Here is a 19,736-nt window from a genome sequence, read left to right on the forward strand (position 1 = left end):
TGTGGACGTTGCGCGCGCGCCGCGCTCACGGCGCGCGCACAGCTTAATAAAAACCTTCAGCGGCCCCGCGGAAGCACAGTACGACCGGCATAGCGCGCCGCCGGGCCGAGGTTCTGCTCGATGCGGATGAGCTGGTTGTACTTCGCCAGCCGGTCGGAGCGCGACAGCGAGCCGGTCTTGATCTGCCCGCAATTCGTCGCCACCGCGAGGTCGGCGATCGTCGCATCCTCGGATTCGCCGGAGCGGTGCGACATCACCGCCTTGTAGCCCGCCCGATGCGCCGTCTCCACCGCCTCCAGCGTCTCGGTCAGCGTGCCGATCTGGTTCACCTTCACCAGGATCGCATTGCCCACGCCCTTCTCGATCCCCTGGCGCAGCCGCTCGGGGTTGGTGACGAAGAGGTCGTCGCCCACCAGGTTCACCTTGGAGCCCAGGCGCTCGGTCAGCAGCGTCCAGCCAGCCCAGTCATCCTCGGACATGCCGTCCTCGATGGAGACGATGGGGTACTTGGCGCAAAGCGCGGCCAGATAGTCCACCATCCCCGCGGCGTCGAGCTTCTTGCCCTCGCCTTCCATGTCGTAGGTGCCGTCCTTGAAGAACTCGGTGGAGGCGCAGTCGAGGGCGAACATGATGTCCTCCCCCACGCGATGGCCGGCGGCCTCGCAGGCGGCGGCGATGAAGTCCAGCGCCTCCTCGGCGCTCTTCAGATTCGGCGCGAACCCGCCCTCGTCACCCACATTGGTGGCGTGCCCGGCATCGTGCAGCTTCTTCTTCAGCGCCTGGAACACCTCGGAGCCGATGCGCACCGCATCCGACATCGTGCCGGCGGCCACCGGCATGATCATGAACTCCTGGATGTCGATCGGATTGTCCGCATGCTGGCCGCCATTGATGATGTTCATCATCGGCACCGGCAGCGTGCGGGCGAAGGTGCCGCCGACATAGCGGTAGAGCGGCAGCCCGTAATGCTCGGCGGCGGCCTTCGCATTGGCCAGCGACACGGCGAGGATGGCATTCGCGCCCAGGCGGCCCTTGTTCGGCGTGCCGTCGAGCTCGATCATCGTCTCGTCGATCTTCACCTGCTCGGTGGCATCCAGGCCGGAGAGGGCGTCGAAGATCTCGCCCTCCACATTCGCCACCGCCTTGCGGACGCCCTTGCCGCCATAGCGGGACTTGTCGCCGTCGCGCAGCTCCACGGCCTCATGCGCGCCGGTCGAGGCACCGGAGGGAACGATGGCGCGGCCGATGGCGCCGCTGTCCAGCACCACCTCCACCTCCACGGTGGGGTTGCCGCGGCTGTCCAGGACCTCGCGGGCGATAATGTCGGCGATGGCACTCATGGCTTGTGTCTCCCGGCCTTGCCCCGCGATTCCCGGGACGGGAAGCGGATAGGGCCGGCCGGGGGTGGCAGGCAAGGGAGGGGGCGGAACCATCCCGCCCCCCTCCCCGTCATGTCAGGCCGCGAGCTTGGCCGCGATCCGCGCCACATGCTCGCCCTGGAAGCGGGCGGCGCCCAGGTCGTCCGGGGTGGGCTGCAGGCTGCCATCGCCGCCCGCGATGGTGCTGGCCCCATAGGGGGTGCCGCCCTGCACCTTGGTCACGTCGGTCAGCGGGGCATAGGTATAGGGCAGGCCCACGATGACCATGCCGAAATGGTAGAGCACGTTGTTGGTGGCCAGGATGGTGCTCTCCTGCCCGCCATGCGGGCTGGCGGTGGAGGTGAAGCACGAACCCACCTTCCCCACGAAGGCACCCCGGGCCCAGAGCCCGCCCGTCTGGTCCAGGAAGTTCTTCATTTGCGACGCCATGTTCCCGTAGCGGGTCGGCGTGCCGATGATGATGGCGTCGTACTCCGCCAGCTCCTCCACCGTCGCGACCGGCGCGGCCTGGTCCAGCTTGTAATGTGACTTCCGCGCGACCTCCTCCGGCACAAGCTCCGGCACGCGCTTCACCTCGACCACCGTGCCGGCAACCGAGCGGGCTCCCTCGGCCACGGCATGGGCCATGGTCTCGATATGACCGTAGCTCGAATAATAGAGGACCAGGACCTTCGCCATCCGTCACACATCCTTCATCTGCGTCCCACCGGGCCGGGCGGGATCCCCGGCAATTAGGGAGGCCCTGCCGTACAGGACAACGCAGGACGGGAATGACGGTCATTCACAGCGCAGGGGTGACAGCGGTGGTTCTGCCCAGTCCCGGAGAGGGCTCCGCCCTCGGCCCGCCAAGGGCCTGAGGCCCTTGGAACCCCGTCTGACTGCCGTGGATACCCCGGATGGGTGGGGTCTCTGGTTGCTGGGCGCCTATTCTGCCTTGCAGTCGCCTGAGGTCTCAGACCTCAGGCGCACCGTCAGCCCCGTGATTCCAAACTCGAAGACAAAGATGATGGGTCGAAGGCACTGCCTTCGACGGGTCCGGGGAGAGGAAGAATTCCTTCTTCCTCTCCCCGGGACAGACCAACAAATCAGAACAAGACCTCGCCGGTATCAGCCTGCCGCGGTGGACTTGGCCAGGGCGTCGAAGGCCTTCAGCCGGGCGATGAGGGCCGGCATTTCCCGGATCGGGATCATGTTCGGCCCGTCGCTCGGGGCCTTGTCCGGGTCCGGATGGGTTTCGATGAACACCATCGCCACCCCGACCGCGACGGCCGCCCGGGCCAGCACGGGCGCGAACTCCCGCTGCCCGCCGCTGCTTCCGCCCAGCCCGCCGGGCTGCTGCACCGAATGGGTGGCGTCGAACACCACGGGATAGCCGGTGCGCGCCATGATCGGCAGGCCGCGCAGGTCGGAGACGAGGGTGTTGTAGCCGAAGGAGGTCCCGCGGTCGCAGAGCAGGATGTTCTCGTTGCCGGTGGAGGCGATCTTCGCCGCCACGTTCACCATGTCCCAGGGGGCGAGGAACTGGCCCTTCTTCACGTTCACCGCCTTGCCCGTCTGGCCGGCCGCCAGCAGCAGATCGGTCTGGCGGCAGAGGAAGGCGGGGATCTGCAGGCAGTCCACCACCTCGCCTACCGGAGCGCATTGCCCGGCGTCATGCACATCGGTGAGCACGGGCAGGCCGGTGCGCTCCCGCACCTCGGCGAGGATCGAGAGCCCCTCGTTCATGCCCACGCCGCGCGCGGCATTCGTGCTGGTGCGGTTGGCCTTGTCGTAGCTGGACTTGAAGACCATCCCGACGCCCGCATCCCGCGCCATGGCGGCGATGGCCTCGGCGCATTCCAGCGCATGGGCGCGGGACTCGATCTGGCAGGGGCCGCAGATGAAGGCGAGCGGCAGGTCGTTCCCGACCTCCAGCCCGCCGATGCGGACGCGGCTCATACCAGCCGCGCCTGGCGCACGGCGGCGCCGATGAAGCCAGCGAAGATCGGGTGCGGCTCGAACGGCTTGGACTTCAACTCGGGATGGTACTGCACACCGAGGAACCAGGGATGGTCCGGCCGCTCCACGATCTCGGGCAGTACGCCATCGGGGGACATGCCGGAGAAGCGCAGGCCGGTGGCCTCCAGCTTGTCGCGGTAGTTCACGTTCACCTCGTAGCGGTGCCGGTGGCGCTCCATGATCTCGGCCCGGCCGCCATAGATGTCGCGCACGAGCGAATCCTCGGCCAGCAGGGAGGGATAGGAGCCCAGGCGCATGGTGCCGCCGAGGTCGCCGCCCTCGGAGCGCTTCTCCACCTGGTTGCCGCGCTTCCACTCCGTCAGCAGCCCGACGACCGGGTCCTCGCAGGGGCCGAACTCGGTCGAGGAGGCGCCCGGCAGCCCCGCCTGGTTCCGCGCGGCCTCCACCACCGCCATCTGCATGCCGAAGCAGATGCCGAGGAAGGGCACGCCGCGTTCGCGCGCGAACTGCACCGCCCGGATCTTGCCCTCGCTGCCGCGCTCGCCGAAGCCACCGGGCACGAGGATCGCATGCGCCCCCTCCAGCCGCTTGATCGCGCCCTCGCCCTCGAAGATGGAGCTGTCCACCCAGTCCAGCTTGACCTTCACGTTATGGGCGATGCCGCCATGGGTCAGCGCCTCGCCGAGCGACTTGTAGGCGTCGAGCAGAGACATGTACTTGCCGACGACGGCCACCGTGACCTCGCCCTCCGGCTGCTGGAGGGACTGCACGATCCTCTGCCAGCGGGAGAGGTCGGGCTCGCCATAGACGGACATGTCGAAGTGCCGGAGCACTTCCCGGTCCAGCCCTTCCGCATGGTATTGCAGCGGCACGGCATAGATGGAGGACGCATCGAGCGCCGGGATCACGCTCTCCGGCCGCACGTTGCAGAAATTGGCGATCTTGCGCCGCTCGTTCTCGGGGATCGGCCGATCGCTGCGGCAGAGCAGCACATGCGGCTGGATGCCCAGGCCCAGCAGCTCCTTCACGCTGTGCTGGGTCGGCTTCGTCTTCAGCTCACCGGCCGAGGCGATCCAGGGCACGAGCGTCAGGTGCACGAAGATGCTGCGCCGCGGGCCGAGCTCGTTCGCGAGCTGCCGCATGGCTTCCAGGAAGGGCAGGCTCTCGATGTCGCCGACCGTGCCGCCGACCTCGACGATGACGAAGTCGTACTCCTCGACCCCGGCAGTGATGCCTTCCTTGATGGCGTCCGTGATGTGGGGGATCACCTGGACGGTGCCGCCCAGATACTCGCCGCGCCGCTCCTTCGCGATCACGTCGGAATAGATGCGGCCCGTCGTCCAGGCATCGGCCTGGTTCGCGTGCACGCCGGTGAAGCGCTCGTAATGGCCGAGGTCGAGGTCGGTTTCCGCCCCGTCATCGGTCACGAAGACCTCGCCATGCTGATACGGGCTCATCGTGCCCGGATCGACGTTGAGATAGGGGTCGAGCTTCCGGAGCCGGACCTTGTGGCCGCGCGCCTGCAGGAGCGCCGCGAGGGATGCGGCGGCAATGCCTTTTCCGAGGGAAGAGACCACGCCGCCGGTGATGAATACGTACCGCGTCATGGGAGGCCCTTATAGCGAACGTGGAAACGCCGCGGCCAGGGGCCGCGGACGCAATGAAGCCATGCGCGGCGCCGGGTTGATCGGCGCCGCTGCCCGAACAGGGGGTTAGTTCGTCGGAACCGCGGGGGCCGGCGGCGCCACGGGGGCGACCGGCGTCGCGGGAAGGGCGCCCGGCGCGCCCGGCGCGGCGCCGCCGGCAGCCGGCGGCGAATCGAACAGCGAGCGCTGGCGGCCCGTGCCCTGGTTCAGCAGCCCGAGCGCGAGCGCCAGGGCCATGAAGAGGGTAGCCAGCACCGCCGTGGCGCGGGTGAGCAGGTTCGCCGTGCCCCGCCCCGACATGAGGTTGCCCATGCCCTGGGAGGAGCCGATGCCGAGCCCACCGCCCTCGCTGCGCTGCAGCAGCACCACCCCGATCAGGGCGGCGGCGACGAAGAAATGCAGGACGAGAAGGACGGTGGTCATGATTCGCGGCTTCTAGCGCCCTTCGGCTCCCCGGGGAAAGGGTTTCCCCGGGGGAAAGGGTTTCAGGCCGGAACGGCCGCCCCGATCCCCAGGAAATCCTCCGCCTTCAGGCTGGCGCCGCCCACCAGGGCCCCATCCACATTCGGCAGGGCCAGGATCGCCGCGGCGTTGGAGGGCTTCACGGAGCCGCCATAGAGGAGGCGCGTGGCCTCCCCCTGCCCCGGGAAGCGGGCGGCCAGCTCGGCGCGCATGCGCCCATGCATCGCGGCGATGTCCGCCTCGGTGGGCGTCCGCCCGGTGCCGATGGCCCAGACCGGCTCATAGGCCACCACCCCCTTGGCGTTGGCGAAATCGGGCGGCAGGGAGCCGGCGAGCTGGGCGGCCACCACCGCTTCCGCCTCCCCCGCGTCCCGCTGCGCCTCGGTCTCGCCCACGCAGACAATGGGGATCAGCCCGGCCGCGATGGCGGCCCGCGCCTTGGCCTGCACCAGGGTATCCGTCTCGCTATGGTCGGCCCGGCGCTCGGAATGGCCGAGGATGACATAGCCGCAGCCCGCATCGGCCAGCATGGCGGCGGAGATGTCGCCGGTATGGGCCCCATTGGCGTCGGCCGAGCAGTCCTGCCCCCCGATCGCGACCGGCTTCCAGCCCATGGAGGCGGCGGCCACATGGAGATGGAGGAAGGGCGGGCAGATCAGAAGGTCCGCGCCGGCCACGCGGTCCAGCCCGGCGCGCACTCCCTCGGCCAGGGCCGCGGCCTCGCGCAGCGTGCCGTTCATCTTCCAGTTGCCGGCGATGAGGGGGCGGACTCCGGGGGTCATGGGCTCTCCTGATGTTACGGCGCGTCTCCACGGCCCGTATCGGGGCGCCCGATGTTTGGCAACGGGGCCGGGGTGCGCTACGGGCTGCCCCCTCTCCGCCTTCCCGACAGGGCCATCCGCATGATCTCCGCGTTCCGCCGCCTCGCCGGCACTTGGTTCGCCAAGGGCCTGTTCCTCCTGCTGGTCCTGTCCTTCGGGATCTGGGGGATCGAGGATGTGATCCGCAATTTCGGGCGGGACAACGCGGTGGCCCGCGTGGGCGGGGAGTCGATCGAGCTGACCGAGGCGCAGAACGCCGCCCGGCGCGAGACGCAGCGCCTCCAACGCCAGCTCGGCCCCCGCTTCGAGGCGAATGAGGGCTTCCGCCAGGCCGTGGCCCGCCAGGCCGTGGAAAACCTCATCGCCGCCCGCGCCCAGAGCCAGGAGGCCCGGCGCATGGGCGTCGCGGCCTCGGTGGATGCCGTGCGCGCCTATACCTTCGCCGTTCCTGCCTTCCAGGGAGCGGATGGGCGGTTCAACCCGCTGATCCTGCAGCAGTTCCTTCGGCAGAACGACCTGAGCGAGGGCGATTTCACCCGCCTCGTCGTCGCCGATCTCGAGCGCCAGCAGCTCATCGGCGCCATCCGTGCCGGCGCGCGCGCCCCCGAGACCATGACCCGCCAGCTCCTCGCCTTCGCGGGCGAGCGGCGGGCGGCGGAGGTGGCCGAGTTCCCCCTGCTCAGCGCCCCCGAGGTGCCGGAGCCGACCGAGGCGCAGCTCACCCGCTATCACGAGAACAACCCCGCCCAGTTCTCCTCCCCCGAATACCGGGAGGTCGCCCTGGCCATGCTCTCGGCCGAGGCGCTGCTGCCGCGGGTGACGGTCACGGATGCCGAGATCGAGGCCGGGCTGGAAGCCCAGCGCGAGCGGACCGGCACGCCCGAGCGCCGCACGGTGGAGCAGGCCCTGGTCAGCAGCCGGGAGGCGGCCGACGCCATCCGCACGGCCTGGGCGGGCGGTGCCGAGCTTGCGGCCGTCAAGACGCAGGCCGAGGCGGCCGGCGGCACCGCGCTGGAGATGGGCCAGGTGACGCGCGGCGAGATGCCGGTGGAGAACATCGCGGCCGCCGTCTTCGCCCTGCCCCAGGGCGGCGTGACCGACCCGATCCAGAGCCCCTTCGGCTGGCATGTGATGAAGGTCACCGCCATCCAGGCCGCCGCCGAGAAGCCCATGGAGGAGCTGCGCGCCGAGACCCGCGCCTTCCTCGCCCGCGAGAAGGCCGCCGATCTTTCGTATGAGGAGGCGAACAAGCTGGAGGATGCGCTGGCCGGCGGCGCCACGGTGGAGGAGGCCGCCCAGCGCTTCGGGCTGACCGCGGCGCGCGTCACGCTGGACCGGCAGGGTAATGGGCAGGACGGCCGGCCCGTCGAGCTGCCCGGCGGCCCCGCCGCCCGCGCCGCCATCCTCGAAGCGGTCTTCGCCAACCCGGCGGGCCAGGGCGCGCGCCTGGCCGAGGCCGCCAACGGCTTCGTCGCGCTGGACGTGGCGAATGCGATTCCGGCCGCGCTCCGCCCCTTCGCCAGCGTGGAGGCCGAGGTGCGCCGCGCCTGGACACTGGAGGCCCGCCGCCGCGCCCAGGAGGAGCGGGCCGCCGCCCTTCTCGCGGCCGCCCAGGGCGGCAAGGACTTCGCCGAGGCCGCGCGCGAGGCGGGCGTTGAGGCGGTTCGGATGGGCCCCTCCCTGCGCGACCCGCAGCAGGCCCCGCCGGGCGGCATCCCGGCCGAGCTGCTGCCCGGGCTCTTCGCCGCGAAGGTCGGCGAGGTCACCATGGCCCAGACATCGGCCGGCTATGCCGTGGCGCGGCTTGCCGAGATCATCCCCGCCGATGTCGCGGCCGATGCCGCCGGCCTGGCCCGGGTGAAGGGCGAGGTGGAGCAGAGCATGCAGGACGACCTGGAGGCGCAGTTCGCCGCCGCCCTGCGCGCCCGCGGGAACGTCACCATCAACCCGGCCATGATGGAACAGGTGGCCGCCCGATGAACGCGCCCGACAACTACGCCGCCTTCGCCGCGGCCCATGCGGCCGGCCAGGGCCAGGTCCTGGTCCGCGAGCGCGTGGCGGATCTCGACACGCCGGTCGGCGCCTTCCTCAAACTGGCGGAGGGTCGGCCAAACACCTTCCTGCTGGAAAGCGTGGAGGGCGGGCAGAGCCGCGGCCGCTATTCGGCCATCGGCCTCGCGCCCGACCTGATCTGGCGTTGCCGGGAGGGCAAGGCCGAGATCAACCGCCACGCCCTTTCCGCCCCCCATGCCTTCGTGCCGGAGGCCGCGCCGGCGCTCGACAGCCTGCGCGCCCTCATCCAGTCCTGCCGCATGGCGCTGCCGGCCGGGCTGCCGCCCTGTGCCGCCGGGCTCTTCGGCTATCTCGGCTATGACATGGTCCGGCTGATGGAGCGGCTGCCGGCGCGGAACCCGGATGTGCTTGGAATCCCGGAAGCGATCCTCGGCCGCCCGACCGTGATCGCCGTCTTCGACCATGTACGGGACATTCTCACCCTCTGCGCCCCCGTCTATGCCGATCGTGGCGAGACGGCGCGCGAGGCCTATGAGGCCGCCCAGGCCCGGCTGGACGAGGCCGAGGCGGCGCTGGACCGGCCGGTGCCGCGCCCGGCGCCGCCCGCCGCCCTGCCCGCCCCCGGCACCCCCTCCTCCAACTTCACCAAGGAGGGGTTCATGGCGGCGGTGGAGCGGGGGAAGGAGTACATCGCGGCCGGCGATGCCTTCCAGATCGTCCTGAGCCAGCGCTTCCAGGCGCCCTTCGCCCTGCCGCCCTTCGCGCTCTACCGCGCGCTGCGGCGGCTGAACCCCGCGCCGTTCCTCTTCCACTTCGATTTCGGCGGCTTCGCCGCCGTGGGGGCGAGCCCCGAGATCCTGGTGCGTCTGCGCGACGGCACCGTCACCGTCCGCCCCCTCGCCGGCACCCGCCGCCGCGGCACGACGCCCGAGGAGGACCTGGCGCTCGAGCGCGAGCTGCTGGCCGACCCGAAGGAACGGGCCGAGCACCTGATGCTGCTCGACCTCGGCCGCAACGATGTCGGCCGCGTGTCGGAGATCGGCACGGTGCGCGTCACCGCCCAGTTCGGGATCGAGCGCTACAGCCAGGTCATGCATATCGGCAGCGAGGTGCAGGGCAAGCTGCGCCCCGGCCTCTCGGCCCTGGACGCGCTGGTCGCTGGCTTCCCGGCCGGCACCCTCTCCGGCGCCCCCAAGGTGCGGGCGATGGAGATCATCGAGGAGACCGAGCCCTCCCGCCGCGGCGTCTATGCCGGGTGCTTCGGCTATTTCGGCGCCGATGGCGGCATGGACACCTGTATCGGCCTGCGCATGGCGCTGGTGAAGGATGGAGTGATGTCCGTCCAGGCCGGGGCCGGGGTGGTGGCGGACAGCGACCCCGAGGCCGAGTACGAGGAGACGCGGCAAAAGGCCCGCGCGCTGTTCCGGGCGGCCGAGGAGGCGGTGCGCTTCGCCGCCGCAGCGCCCCGGCGCGAGCCGGGCTGAGACCCCGGAGAGAGGAAGAGGCGGCGGCGATGGACCTGTTCGAGACGAACGGCGTGAAGATCGACCTCTCCCACCCCCGGGTGGCGCCGGTCGCCGAGGAGTTCCGCCGCGGCAGCTTCGAGGGGCGCGAGGCGAAGCTCGTCCGTCAGGTGGTACGCCGCCACCACCGGATCCTGGAGATGGGCACCTGCACCGGCTTCGTCGCCATGATCGCGGCGCGTATCGTCGGGGCGGGCGCGATCCTCTGCTACGAGGCGAATCCGCAGAACGCCGCTCTCGCCGCCCATCATTTCGCGGCGAACGACCTGCCCATCACCATCGCCAACGCCGTCCTGCTCTCCCGCCGCGCAGCGGCGGGGAAGCCGCCGACCGTGCCCTTCTTCATGTCACCCTCCCTCGTCTCCTCCTCGCTGATCCCCATCCCGCGCCGGGACAGCGTCGAGGTGCCGGTCGCCATTTTCGAGGAGGAAGTCTCCCGCCACGGGGCGAACTTCCTGATCATGGACATCGAGGGCGGCGAGGTGGAGCTGCTCGGCACGGCGGACCTCGACCCCATCACGGGCATCCTGATGGAGACGCATTACCGGAAGGCCGGGATCGGGCCGACCGACGCCATGATCAAGCGGCTCTATGACCGGGGCTTCCGGATCAACCTGCGGAACTCCGGCAGCGAGACCCTCCACCTCTACCGCGAGGGGCACGAGGCGGATCTCGAAGGGGCTTGGTAGCCCGCCCCGCTTGACCAGCGGGGCCGCCTCGGCCGATGTGAAGAGGCCATGATCCTGCTCATCGACAATTACGACAGCTTCACCTTCAACCTCGTCCACTTCCTCGGGGAACTGGGCGCGGAGGTGGCGGTCTGGCGCAACGACGCGCTCTCGGTCGAGCAGGCCCTGGAGATGAACCCGCGCGCGATCGTCCTCTCCCCGGGTCCTTGCACGCCCAATGAAGCCGGAATCTGCCTGGACCTGATCGGGGCGGCCGCGAAGAAGGGCGTGCCCCTCTTCGGCGTCTGCCTCGGCCACCAGGCCATCGGCCAAGCCTTCGGCGGCACCGTGGTGCGCGCGCCGGAGCCCGTGCACGGCAAGGTGCATGACGTCCATCACGGCGGCACCGATGTCTTCGCCGGCCTCCCCTCCCCCTTCCGCGCCACGCGCTATCACTCCCTCGTCGTCCGCCGCGACGACATGCCCGAGAGCCTGAGGGTGACCGCCGAAACGGGCGACGGCCTCGTCATGGGCCTGGCCCACCGGGATCTTCCGGTCTGGGGCGTGCAGTTTCACCCGGAGAGCATCGCCTCCGCCCATGGGCACGACATGCTGGCCAATGTCATGCGGATGGCGGGCGTGAACCTGCCGCCGCGGCCCAAGACCGCCGCGCGGGCGGCCTAACCATGTCGCTGAAACCTGTCCTGGCCCGGCTCGCCGCCGGGGAGCGCATGGCCGAGAGCGAAGCGGAGGCGGCCTTCGGCACGGTCATGGCCGGCGAAGCCACCCCGGCGCAGATCGCGGGCATGCTGATGGCCATGCGCGTGCGCGGGGAAACCGTGGCCGAGATGACCGGCGCCGTGCGTGCCATGCGCGCCCGCATGACGGCGGTTGAGGCGCCGGAGGGCGCCATCGACCTCGTCGGCACCGGAGGCGACGCCGCCGGCACGCTGAACATCTCCACCGCCGCCGCGCTGGTGGTGGCCGGCTGCGGCGTGCCGGTGGCCAAGCACGGCAACCGCGCCCTCTCCTCCCGCGCCGGTGCCTCGGACGTCCTCACCGCCCTCGGCGTGAACACGGACGTGCCCTTCGAGCGCCTGCCCGAGGTGCTCCGCGAGGCCGGCATCTGCTTCCTCATGGCCCCGCGCCACCATGCGGCCCTGCGCCATGCCGCCGGGCCGCGCATGGAGCTGGGCACCCGGACGATCTTCAACCTGCTCGGCCCGCTGACCAACCCCGCCCGGGTGCGCCGCCAGATGACCGGCGCCTTCGCGCCCCAATGGCTGCGCCCCATGGCGGAGACCCTGGGGCGGATCGGCACCGAGCATGCCTGGCTCGTCCATGGCCAGGGACTCGACGAGCTGACCATTGCCGGCCCTTCCGAGGTGGTGGAGCTGAAGGACGGGGTGATCCGCGAGTTCGCGATCACCCCCGAAGAGGCCGGCCTGCCCCGCCACCCCGCCGAATCCCTGCGGGGCGGCGAGCCCGCGGAGAATGCGGAGGCGCTGATCGCCCTCCTCCAGGGCGAGGCGGGGGGGTACCGGGACTGCGTGCTCCTGAACGCAGCCGCCGCGCTGATCGTGGCAGGCCGCGTCACGGAGCTCCGGACCGGCGCCGCCTTGGCCGCGGAATCGATCGCCTCGGGCGCCGCCATGCGCGCGCTGGAGCGGCTTCGGGCGCTGACCAACGGATCCTAGCCATTCCGCCGGAGTCCGAGCCGCCCGGCGCCCCCTGCCTGAGGCCCCTCTGGAAGGCGGCGCCTTCACCGGCGCCATCCGTTAACCCAAGCGCTTGACGCGCCCGCCGGAAGGGGGCCAGGAACCGCTCATCATGGACCAGACCCTCACGGCATCGGACACGCTCCGGCGCATCCTCGACGACAAGCGGGCCGAGGTGCAGGCGCGCATGCAGGAGACCCCGCTCCCCGAGATGGAGCGGCGGGCCCGGGCTACCGACAGGCCCCGCCGTTTCACCGAGGCGCTCTGCGCCGCGGTGGCGGAGATGCGGATCGGGCTGATCGCCGAGGTAAAGCGGGCCTCGCCCTCGGGCGGGCTCATCCGCGAGCCCTTCGACCCCGCCGGCATCGCCCGCGCCTATGAGGAGGCCGGGGCGACCTGCCTCTCCGTCCTGACGGACGAGCCCTATTTCCAGGGCACCGCGGAGCATCTGCGCCTCGCTCGCGACGCGACAGCGCTTCCCGTGCTGCGCAAGGACTTCATGATCGACCCCTGGCAGGTCTTCGAGGCCCGGGCGATGGGGGCGGATGCCATCCTCATCATCATGGCCGCCCTCAGCGACGAAGAGGCCTCCGAGATCGAGGACGTCGCGCGCGGGCTCGACATGGGCGTGCTGGTGGAGGTCCATGACGAGGCGGAGCTGGAGCGCGCCCTCGGCCTCGAGACCCGGCTGATCGGCGTGAACAACCGCGACCTCCGCAGCCTCAGGACCGACATCGCCGTGACCGAGCGTCTGGCGCCCCTCATCCCCGCCGACCGGATCCCGGTGGCCGAAAGCGGGATCCGCACGGCCCAGGATGTGCGCCGCATGGTCCATGCCGGGGCGCGCTGCCTACTGGTTGGCGAGCATCTGCTGCGCCAGCCGGACCCCGGCGCCGCCGCGCGCGAGCTGGTGCAGGCCGCTTGAGCGGTCCCCTCACCCATTTCGATTCGGCCGGCCGGGCGGCGATGGTGGATGTCTCGGCCAAGGCCGAGACGGTGCGCGAAGCCACCGCCAGGGGCCGCATCACCATGCGCCCGGAGACCCTGGCGCTGATCGCCGAGGGCCGTGCCGGCAAGGGGGATGTGCTGGGCGTCGCGCGCCTGGCCGGGATCATGGCGGCCAAGCGCACGGCCGAGCTGATCCCGCTCTGCCATCCGCTCCCCCTCTCCTCCGTCACCATCGAATTGGAGCTGGCCGAGCCGGATGCGGTGGAGATCGCCGCGACGGTCCGCACCGCCGGCCGCACCGGAGTGGAGATGGAGGCGATGACGGCCGTCAGCATGGCGGCCCTGACCATCTATGACATGGTGAAGGCCGCCGACCGGGGCATGCGGATCGAGGCGATTCGGCTGACCCACAAATCTGGCGGCAAGTCAGGCCTTTACGAGGCGTCCTGATGATCCCGGTCGAGGAAGCGCTGGAGCGGATCCTGGCCGGTCTCTCACCGACCGGGGCGGAAACCGTCGCCCTGGCCGAGGGTTGGGGGCGGATTCTCGCCCATCCCGTCACCGCGCGCCTTACCCAGCCCCCCACCGATGTCTCCGCCATGGACGGCTATGCCGTGCGGGTCGAGGACGCGGGCGTCGGGGCACGGCTCCGCGTCATCGGCGCCTCGCCCGCCGGCCATCCTTTCAGCGGAAGGGTCGGTCCTGGCGAAGCCGTGCGGATCTTCACCGGCGGTGCCCTGCCGGCCGGCGCCGATACGGTCCTGCTGCAGGAGGATGCGGCGGCCGAGGATGGCCATGTCCGCCCCACCGAGGCCCCCCGCCCCGGGCGCCACATCCGCCGCGCGGGGCTGGATTTCGCGACGGGTGACACGCTTCTCCCTGCCGGAAGGCGGCTGACCGCGCGGGATATCGGCCTTGCGGCGGCGGCCAACCATCCCTGGCTCCAGGTCCATCGGCGCCCCCGGATCGGAATCCTCGCCACGGGCGACGAAATCAGCTTGCCGGGGGACCCGATACCCCCGGGCGGCATCGTCTCCTCCAACGCCCATGCGCTGGCGGCCCTGGTGCGGGCGGCGGGCGGCGAGCCGCTGGTGCTGCCGATCGCGGCGGATGACCGGGATGCCATCGCCGGCGCCGCGGAGGCCGCCCGCCGCTGCGACCTGCTGGTGACCACCGGAGGGGCGAGCGTCGGCGAGCACGACCTGGTCCAGGCCGCCCTTGGCCCGCAAGGCTTCGCGCTGGACTTCTGGAAGATTGCCATGCGGCCCGGTAAACCGTTGATCTGGGGGGACTTGCGGGGCACCCCGCTGCTGGGCCTGCCGGGCAACCCGGTCTCGGCCCTGGTTTGCGCCGTGCTCTTCCTCATCCCCGCGACGCGCCGGCTCTCCGGCCTGCCAGCGGGCCCGGTCGAGACCCGCCCGGCGCTGCTCGGCCGCGAGATGCCGGCGAATGACCGGCGGCAGGACTATGTGCGCGCCGAACTCTCGCAGGATGCCGCCGGCGCCCTGGTCGCCACCCCCTTCGCGGTGCAGGACAGCTCCATGCTCCGCACCATGGCCGCTGCCGGTGCCCTGATCCTGCGCCGGCCGCATGCTCCAGCCGCCCCGGCGGGCTCCGCGGTCGAGGTTGTCGAACTTTCCTCTCTCGGCGTGTGAAGCGCGGCATTGACCGACGCGGAAGAACTTTCATAGAACTTCCGTGTCGGTTGCCCGTTTGTTCGTGCAGTGGACTTGCCCCGCCCCCAGGGAGACGCCCGGACCATGCTCACCCGGAAGCAGCACGAGCTGCTCACCTTCATTGACAAACATCTCCGGAACACCGGCTTCTCCCCCTCCTTCGAGGAGATGAAGGAGGCGCTGAACCTGAAGTCGAAGTCCGGCATCCACCGCCTGATCACGGCGCTGGAGGAGCGCGGCTTCCTCAAGCGCCGCGCCCACCGGGCCCGGGCGCTGGAGGTGCTGCGCATGCCCGACAGCATGGGCCCCCGCGCCGCGCAGGCCCAGGCCGCGCAGCCGGCGGCGCCCGCCGGGCCCGCCTTCGCGCCCAATGTCATCCGCGGCAACTTCGCCCAGAACCTGCCCGGCGCGGTGCGCACCGCGAATGACGCGGCCGCCGTGCACCTCCCCCTTTACGGCCGGATCGCGGCCGGCCTTCCGATCGAGGCGCTGCGCGACGGCGGCGACAGCGTCGAGGTTCCGGCGGCGCTGCTGGGCGGCGGCGAGCACTATGCGCTGGAGGTGGCGGGCGATTCGATGGAGGGCGCCGGCATCCTCGACGGCGACACGGTCATCATCCGCCGCGGCGACACGGCCGATAACGGCGCCATCGTGGTGGCCCTGGTGGACGAGAACGAGGTGACGCTGAAGCGGCTGCGCCGGCGCGGCAACTCCATCGCGCTGGAAGCCGCAAATCCGCGCTACGAGACCCGCATCTTCGGGCCGGACCGCGTGAAGGTGCAGGGCCGCCTCGTCGGCCTGGTGCGCCGCTACCACTGATCCCGGCTGGCAGGGGGCCATCCCCGCCCCGGCTATTCCGGCCCGGCTATTCCGTCTCGGCCGGCGGCTCGCTCTGGGGCTGGGCGCGCGGCGCCGGCACCGGAGGCACCCAGGGCCGGTCGCCCCGGAGCGCGCGGTCCGACAGGATCCTCGCCCCGTCCGGCCCCAGCCAGATCGCATGGGCCCCGTCCCGCCAGACGGAGAATCGGTCCACCCGCGGCGTATCCCGGCAGCGACCCCGGATCGGCTCCAGCGAGATCATCACCGCGGCCAGCCCGCAGCCGGTTTCCGCCAGGACAGGTGGCAGCGGGGGCGCCGGGCCACGCCGGGGCCGGGGCGCCTCGCGCGGCGGCTGGCGCAGCAGGATGGCCGCGGCGGCCTCGGGGCGCGGGCGCAGCAGGCAGGAGAGAGCGGAGCAACTGGCCAGCCCCTCCGCCGCCGCGCCTTCGCGCGGCAAGGATGCGGCGCCGTCCTCCCCCCAACTCCGCAGCCAGGATTCGCGCGTCAGGCGGTTGGCGCCGGAGGCGCGCTCCGCCAGCACCCCGTGGGGTGTCGCGATCGCCAGCATCCGCCCGTCGGCGGCCACCAGGATGTCCGGCGGCGTGCTCGCCAGGCCGGAGAGCAGCCCGGCCAGCATGGCCGGCACGCCCAGCCAGCGCCATGGCAGGCGCCAGAGGCAGAGCCAGCACAGGCCGAGGGTGAAGAGCCCGAGCCCCCAGGCAGGAAGCGGTGGCGCGGAGAGCGCCGCGCCGGGCCAGGCAGCCACGGTGGCCCCGGTCACCAGGGTCGCCTCCACCCCCCAGCCCATCACCGCAAGCGGGGCGCCTTCCAGCCCGAGGGGCATGAGCGCGAGGGCCAGCATTCCCGCCGGCATGACGAGGAAGGAGGTCAGCGGCACCGCCACGGCATTCGCCGCCACGCCATAGAGCTGCAGCCGCCCGAAATGGTGCAGCCCGAAGGGCGTGGTCGCCGCCCCGGCGACGAGGGAAGTCGCGATCAGGCCGAGCACCACCAGCGCCGCGCACCCCCGCCAGCCCCGCATCCGCAAGGCCTGACCCGGACCCCGCAGCGCCTCGGCGGCGGCGATCAGCGCCAGCACCGCGGCGAAGGACATCTGGAAGGAGGGTCCGGTGAGGGCGGCGGGGTTCGCCAGCAGCACCAAGCCGGCCGCCAGGGCGATGGCGCGCAGGGAAAGGGCACGGCGGCCGGTCAGCACGGCGAGGGTGACCAGCGCCGCCATGGCGAAAGAGCGGACCATCGGCACGCCGGAGCCGGTGAGCAGCGTATAGGCCCCGCCAAGCACCAGCCCCGCGACGGCGGCCACACCCTTGGAATCCACCCGGAGAGCGAGCCAGGGCATGGCCGCGACCGCCACCCGCGTCAGCGCGAAGCCGATGCCGATGACGATCGCCACATGGAGGCCGGAGACGGAGAGCAGATGCGCCAGCCCCGAATCCCGCAGGGCCGCGAGTTCATCCGCCGGAATGGCCGATTGCGAGCCGGTGAGCAGCGCCGCGGCTACCGCCCCCGTGCCGCCGGGCAGGGCGGCGGTCACCCGGGCCTCGATCGCCGAGCGAAGCCCGGAGAAGAGCGGCGCCTCGTCGCCCGGCACGACGCTCGCGGCGTTCAGCGCGAAACCGGAGCCGGCGAGGCCGGAGAAATAGGCGGCGCGCTGCAGGTCGAAAGCGCCCGGATAGGCCGGGGCCATGGCCGGGCGCAGGAGAGCGCGGACCGAGAGCTGGTCCCCCGGCGCGGGCCGGGCCGGGTCGTTGGCGCGCAGGCGGATGCGGATCCGCCGCTCCAGCGGCGGGCGTTCATCCAGCCGCGGCGCGGCCAGGACGACCCGGCGCCCCTCCGGCAGGAGGTCCACCGCCTCCACGCGGCCCGTGATGATCGTCGCGGTACGCGGCAGGTCCGGAACGGCCGGGGCGGCGCGCGCATGGAGGAGGGCGGCCGCGAAACCGAGGGCGACGGCCCCGGCGAGGGCCAGGCCGGCCGCCGAAACCGGCGCGCGGCCGCGCAGCAGCAGAGCGAGCGCGAGAAGCGGCCAGGGCAGTGCCGCCCAGGCCAGGGCGGGCTCTGTCGTGAGCCCGAAATAGAGGAGGATCCCCGCCCCCATAGCCACTGGCAGCCAAAGCGGCCAGCGGTCCCATTCCGCCGCCACCCAGCCCAGGACGCGTTCGGCCAGGGGCGGAGACGGGAGGGCGAGCTGTGCCTGGGCGAGATGGGCGGACATCCGGCCCTATGCTAGCCCACCGATCACAGAGGCGTGAGGGGTCAACAGAGTCTTCGGGCGGTGATAGAGGGGCGGCATGACCGTCCGCACGCGCTTCGCCCCCTCCCCCACCGGCTACCTGCATATCGGCGGGGCCCGGACCGCGCTCTTCAACTTCCTCTTCGCGCGGCACCATGGCGGCCAGTATCTGCTGCGGATCGAGGATACGGACCGGGCGCGCAGCACGCCGGAAGCCGTTCGCCAGATCATCGAGAGCCTGGAATGGCTCGGCCTCTCCCCGGATGAGCCGCCGGTCATGCAGACCTCGCGCGAGCAGCGCCATGCGGAGGTGGCGAAGGAGCTGCTCGCCAAGGGCCGCGCCTATCTCGCCTATGACACGGCGGAGGAGCTGGTCGCGATGCGCGAGCGCGCGCAGGCCGAGGGCCGCCCCCCGCGCTACGACGGCAACTGGCGCGACCGCGACCCCTCGGAGGCGCCGGGCGGCATCGCCCCGGTCATCCGCATCAAGGCTCCGCGGGAGGGCGAGACGGTGGTGCGCGACCTCGTGCAGGGCGAGGTGCGGGTGCAGAACACGGAGCTGGATGACATGATCATCCTCCGCTCCGACGGCACGCCGACCTATCTGCATGCGGTGGTGGTGGACGACCATGACATGGAGATCACCCATGTCATTCGCGGCGACGACCACCTTACCAACACCTTCCGCCAGATCATGGTCTATGACGCCATGGGCTGGGAGCGGCCGGAATTCGCCCATATCCCGCTGATCCATGGCGCTGATGGCGCCAAGCTATCCAAGCGGCACGGGGCGGTGGGCGCGCTGGAGTTCCGCGACCAGGGCTTCCTGCCGGAAGCCGTCTGCAACTACCTCCTCCGCCTGGGCTGGGGCCATGGCGACGAGGAGTTCGTGCCGCGGGAGCGCGCGATCGAGCTTTTCGACCTGAAGGATGTCGGCCGCGCCGCCTCGCGCATGGACTATGCCAAGCTCTCGCACCTGAACGGCCAGTACCTCCGCGCGGCCGACGCGGCCGCCCTGCTGCCGCAGGTGCTCGCCCGGCTGGGCGAGGTGAGCGAGACGCAAGCAGCGCGGGTGGCCGCGCTGATCCCCGACCTCCAGCCCCGCGCGCGCAGCCTGGTCGAAATGGCGGAGGGGGCGCGCTTCGCCCTGGCCATGCGCCCGCTCAAGTATGAGCCCAAGGCCGCCGAGGCGCTGGACCATGCCGATGTGCGGGCCCGGCTCGCGGCGCTGGCGGCGCAACTCGCGGGCGTGGAATGGGACCGTTCGGCCCTGGACGGCGCGCTTCGAGCCTTCGCCGAGGCGCAGGGCGTGAAGCTCGGCCAGGTGGCGCAGCCCCTTCGCGCGGCGCTGACCGGCAGCCTTCAGTCCCCGCCGATCGACGCGGTTCTCATGGCGCTGGGCAAGGAGGAGAGCCTGGCCCGCATCGGGGACGCCGCCGAAGGCGTCAGTCTCGTCGGCGGCTGAACCCGCGCCGCTAGGCGGCGCGGACCTCCGCGACGAAGTGGGTGACGGTTCCGTTGAGCTGCTCGGCCTGCTGGGCGAGTTCCGAGGCGGCGGAGAGCACCTCGCCTGCGGCCGCGCCGGTTTCGGCCGAGCCCTGGCTGACCGAGGCGATGTTGGCCGTCACCGCCTCCGTCGCACGCGCCGTCTCCTGCACCGTGCGCGCGATCTCCCCGGTCGCCGCCGTCTGCTGCTCCACCGCCGCCGCGATCGCCACCGCGATCCCGCTCACCTCCTCGATCGTCCGCCCGATCCCCCCGATCGCCACCACCGCCTGATCGGTCGCCGACTGGATCTCGGCGATCTGCGCTCCGATCTCCTCGGTGGCCTTGGCCGTCTGCGCCGCCAG

The 19,736-nt window shown here is 71.6% G+C and carries 17 protein-coding genes and 1 pseudogene; 10 read left to right on the forward strand and 8 right to left on the reverse strand.

What is annotated here, in order from left to right:
• Positions 1-56 precede the first annotated feature (56 nt).
• The 6 genes from eno to tpiA form a co-directional block, all read right to left on the reverse strand.
• Entirely contained in the window at positions 57-1,340 is a 1,284-nt protein-coding gene (gene eno, locus BUB97_RS21785; RefSeq protein WP_073138866.1) for a phosphopyruvate hydratase, read from the reverse strand.
• A gap of 114 nt (positions 1,341-1,454) precedes the next feature.
• Positions 1,455-2,057, reverse strand: coding sequence for an NAD(P)H:quinone oxidoreductase (gene wrbA / locus BUB97_RS21790; RefSeq protein WP_073138868.1), 603 nt, complete (start codon positions 2,055-2,057; stop codon positions 1,455-1,457).
• Positions 2,058-2,486: 429 nt separating this feature from the next.
• Entirely contained in the window at positions 2,487-3,317 is an 831-nt protein-coding gene (kdsA, locus tag BUB97_RS21795; protein ID WP_073138871.1) for a 3-deoxy-8-phosphooctulonate synthase, read from the reverse strand.
• Positions 3,314-4,945 (reverse strand): CTP synthase, encoded by a 1,632-nt coding sequence (locus tag BUB97_RS21800; protein WP_073138874.1) that lies wholly within the window; start codon positions 4,943-4,945, stop codon positions 3,314-3,316. Before BUB97_RS21800 ends, kdsA begins: the two co-directional genes overlap by 4 nt.
• 105 nt (positions 4,946-5,050) lie before the next feature.
• Positions 5,051-5,407 (reverse strand): preprotein translocase subunit SecG, encoded by a 357-nt coding sequence (secG, locus tag BUB97_RS21805; protein WP_073138877.1) that lies wholly within the window; start codon positions 5,405-5,407, stop codon positions 5,051-5,053.
• Between the two features lie 62 nt (positions 5,408-5,469).
• Entirely contained in the window at positions 5,470-6,228 is a 759-nt protein-coding gene (gene tpiA / locus BUB97_RS21810; RefSeq protein WP_073138879.1) for a triose-phosphate isomerase, read from the reverse strand.
• Between the two features lie 120 nt (positions 6,229-6,348).
• On the opposite strand from tpiA, the gene BUB97_RS21815 reads away from it, so the two are divergent.
• The 9 genes from BUB97_RS21815 (at position 6,349) to lexA (ending at position 15,632) form a co-directional block, all read left to right on the forward strand.
• Positions 6,349-8,247 (forward strand): peptidylprolyl isomerase, encoded by a 1,899-nt coding sequence (locus BUB97_RS21815; protein WP_175562708.1) that lies wholly within the window; start codon positions 6,349-6,351, stop codon positions 8,245-8,247.
• On the forward strand, positions 8,244-9,764 hold the full coding sequence (gene trpE, locus BUB97_RS21820; protein WP_073138885.1) for an anthranilate synthase component I: 1,521 nt from the start codon (positions 8,244-8,246) through the stop codon (positions 9,762-9,764). The genes BUB97_RS21815 and trpE overlap by 4 nt, the downstream gene beginning before the upstream one ends.
• 29 nt (positions 9,765-9,793) lie before the next feature.
• On the forward strand, positions 9,794-10,492 hold the full coding sequence (locus tag BUB97_RS21825) for an FkbM family methyltransferase (protein WP_073138888.1): 699 nt from the start codon (positions 9,794-9,796) through the stop codon (positions 10,490-10,492).
• A gap of 48 nt (positions 10,493-10,540) precedes the next feature.
• Positions 10,541-11,155 carry an anthranilate synthase component II gene (locus tag BUB97_RS21830; protein WP_073138891.1) on the forward strand — a complete coding sequence of 205 codons (615 nt, stop codon included), beginning with the start codon at positions 10,541-10,543 and terminating at the stop codon, positions 11,153-11,155.
• Between the two features lie 2 nt (positions 11,156-11,157).
• Complete coding sequence (gene trpD, locus BUB97_RS21835; RefSeq protein ID WP_073138894.1) at positions 11,158-12,168, forward strand: anthranilate phosphoribosyltransferase; 1,011 nt, start codon at positions 11,158-11,160, stop codon at positions 12,166-12,168.
• A 133-nt stretch (positions 12,169-12,301) separates the two neighbouring features.
• Positions 12,302-13,114 (forward strand): indole-3-glycerol phosphate synthase TrpC, encoded by an 813-nt coding sequence (gene trpC / locus BUB97_RS21840; RefSeq protein ID WP_073138897.1) that lies wholly within the window; start codon positions 12,302-12,304, stop codon positions 13,112-13,114.
• Positions 13,111-13,587, forward strand: a complete 477-nt coding sequence (gene moaC, locus BUB97_RS21845; RefSeq protein ID WP_073138900.1) for a cyclic pyranopterin monophosphate synthase MoaC — start codon at positions 13,111-13,113, stop codon at positions 13,585-13,587. Before trpC ends, moaC begins: the two co-directional genes overlap by 4 nt.
• Positions 13,587-14,792 (forward strand): molybdopterin molybdotransferase MoeA, encoded by a 1,206-nt coding sequence (locus tag BUB97_RS21850; RefSeq protein ID WP_073138903.1) that lies wholly within the window; start codon positions 13,587-13,589, stop codon positions 14,790-14,792. The genes moaC and BUB97_RS21850 overlap by 1 nt, the downstream gene beginning before the upstream one ends.
• A gap of 105 nt (positions 14,793-14,897) precedes the next feature.
• A complete protein-coding gene (gene lexA / locus BUB97_RS21855; RefSeq protein ID WP_073138905.1) occupies positions 14,898-15,632 on the forward strand; it encodes a transcriptional repressor LexA in 735 nt (244 codons plus the stop codon).
• Between the two features lie 46 nt (positions 15,633-15,678).
• Here the strand turns inward: lexA and BUB97_RS21860 are convergent, their stop codons facing one another.
• Positions 15,679-17,868: a ComEC/Rec2 family competence protein gene (locus tag BUB97_RS21860; protein ID WP_073138908.1), complete on the reverse strand. Its 2,190-nt coding sequence runs from the start codon at positions 17,866-17,868 to the stop codon at positions 15,679-15,681.
• 76 nt (positions 17,869-17,944) lie between these two features.
• Between BUB97_RS21860 and gltX the strand changes: the two genes are divergently transcribed.
• Complete coding sequence (gene gltX, locus BUB97_RS21865) at positions 17,945-19,351, forward strand: glutamate--tRNA ligase (protein ID WP_073138911.1); 1,407 nt, start codon at positions 17,945-17,947, stop codon at positions 19,349-19,351.
• Between the two features lie 10 nt (positions 19,352-19,361).
• Here gltX and BUB97_RS26380 read toward each other — a convergent pair.
• Positions 19,362-19,736, reverse strand: a pseudogene (locus tag BUB97_RS26380) (methyl-accepting chemotaxis protein); the annotation flags it as partial.

Source organism: Muricoccus roseus (assembly GCF_900141905.1).
GTDB lineage: Bacteria > Pseudomonadota > Alphaproteobacteria > Acetobacterales > Acetobacteraceae > Roseomonas > Roseomonas rosea.

Excerpts from the sequence above, each read along its gene's own strand:
- eno (WP_073138866.1), bottom strand. The coding sequence starts at position 1,340 with ATGAGTGCCATCGCCGACATTATCGCCCGCGAGGTCCTGGACAGCCGC.
- wrbA (WP_073138868.1), bottom strand. The coding sequence starts at position 2,057 with ATGGCGAAGGTCCTGGTCCTCTATTATTCGAGCTACGGTCATATCGAG.
- kdsA (WP_073138871.1), bottom strand. The coding sequence starts at position 3,317 with ATGAGCCGCGTCCGCATCGGCGGGCTGGAGGTCGGGAACGACCTGCCG.
- BUB97_RS21800 (WP_073138874.1), bottom strand. The coding sequence starts at position 4,945 with ATGACGCGGTACGTATTCATCACCGGCGGCGTGGTCTCTTCCCTCGGA.
- secG (WP_073138877.1), bottom strand. The coding sequence starts at position 5,407 with ATGACCACCGTCCTTCTCGTCCTGCATTTCTTCGTCGCCGCCGCCCTG.
- tpiA (WP_073138879.1), bottom strand. The coding sequence starts at position 6,228 with ATGACCCCCGGAGTCCGCCCCCTCATCGCCGGCAACTGGAAGATGAAC.
- BUB97_RS21815 (WP_175562708.1), top strand. The coding sequence starts at position 6,349 with ATGATCTCCGCGTTCCGCCGCCTCGCCGGCACTTGGTTCGCCAAGGGC.
- trpE (WP_073138885.1), top strand. The coding sequence starts at position 8,244 with ATGAACGCGCCCGACAACTACGCCGCCTTCGCCGCGGCCCATGCGGCC.
- BUB97_RS21825 (WP_073138888.1), top strand. The coding sequence starts at position 9,794 with ATGGACCTGTTCGAGACGAACGGCGTGAAGATCGACCTCTCCCACCCC.
- BUB97_RS21830 (WP_073138891.1), top strand. The coding sequence starts at position 10,541 with ATGATCCTGCTCATCGACAATTACGACAGCTTCACCTTCAACCTCGTC.
- trpD (WP_073138894.1), top strand. The coding sequence starts at position 11,158 with ATGTCGCTGAAACCTGTCCTGGCCCGGCTCGCCGCCGGGGAGCGCATG.
- trpC (WP_073138897.1), top strand. The coding sequence starts at position 12,302 with ATGGACCAGACCCTCACGGCATCGGACACGCTCCGGCGCATCCTCGAC.
- BUB97_RS21850 (WP_073138903.1), top strand. The coding sequence starts at position 13,587 with ATGATCCCGGTCGAGGAAGCGCTGGAGCGGATCCTGGCCGGTCTCTCA.
- lexA (WP_073138905.1), top strand. The coding sequence starts at position 14,898 with ATGCTCACCCGGAAGCAGCACGAGCTGCTCACCTTCATTGACAAACAT.
- BUB97_RS21860 (WP_073138908.1), bottom strand. The coding sequence starts at position 17,868 with ATGTCCGCCCATCTCGCCCAGGCACAGCTCGCCCTCCCGTCTCCGCCC.
- gltX (WP_073138911.1), top strand. The coding sequence starts at position 17,945 with ATGACCGTCCGCACGCGCTTCGCCCCCTCCCCCACCGGCTACCTGCAT.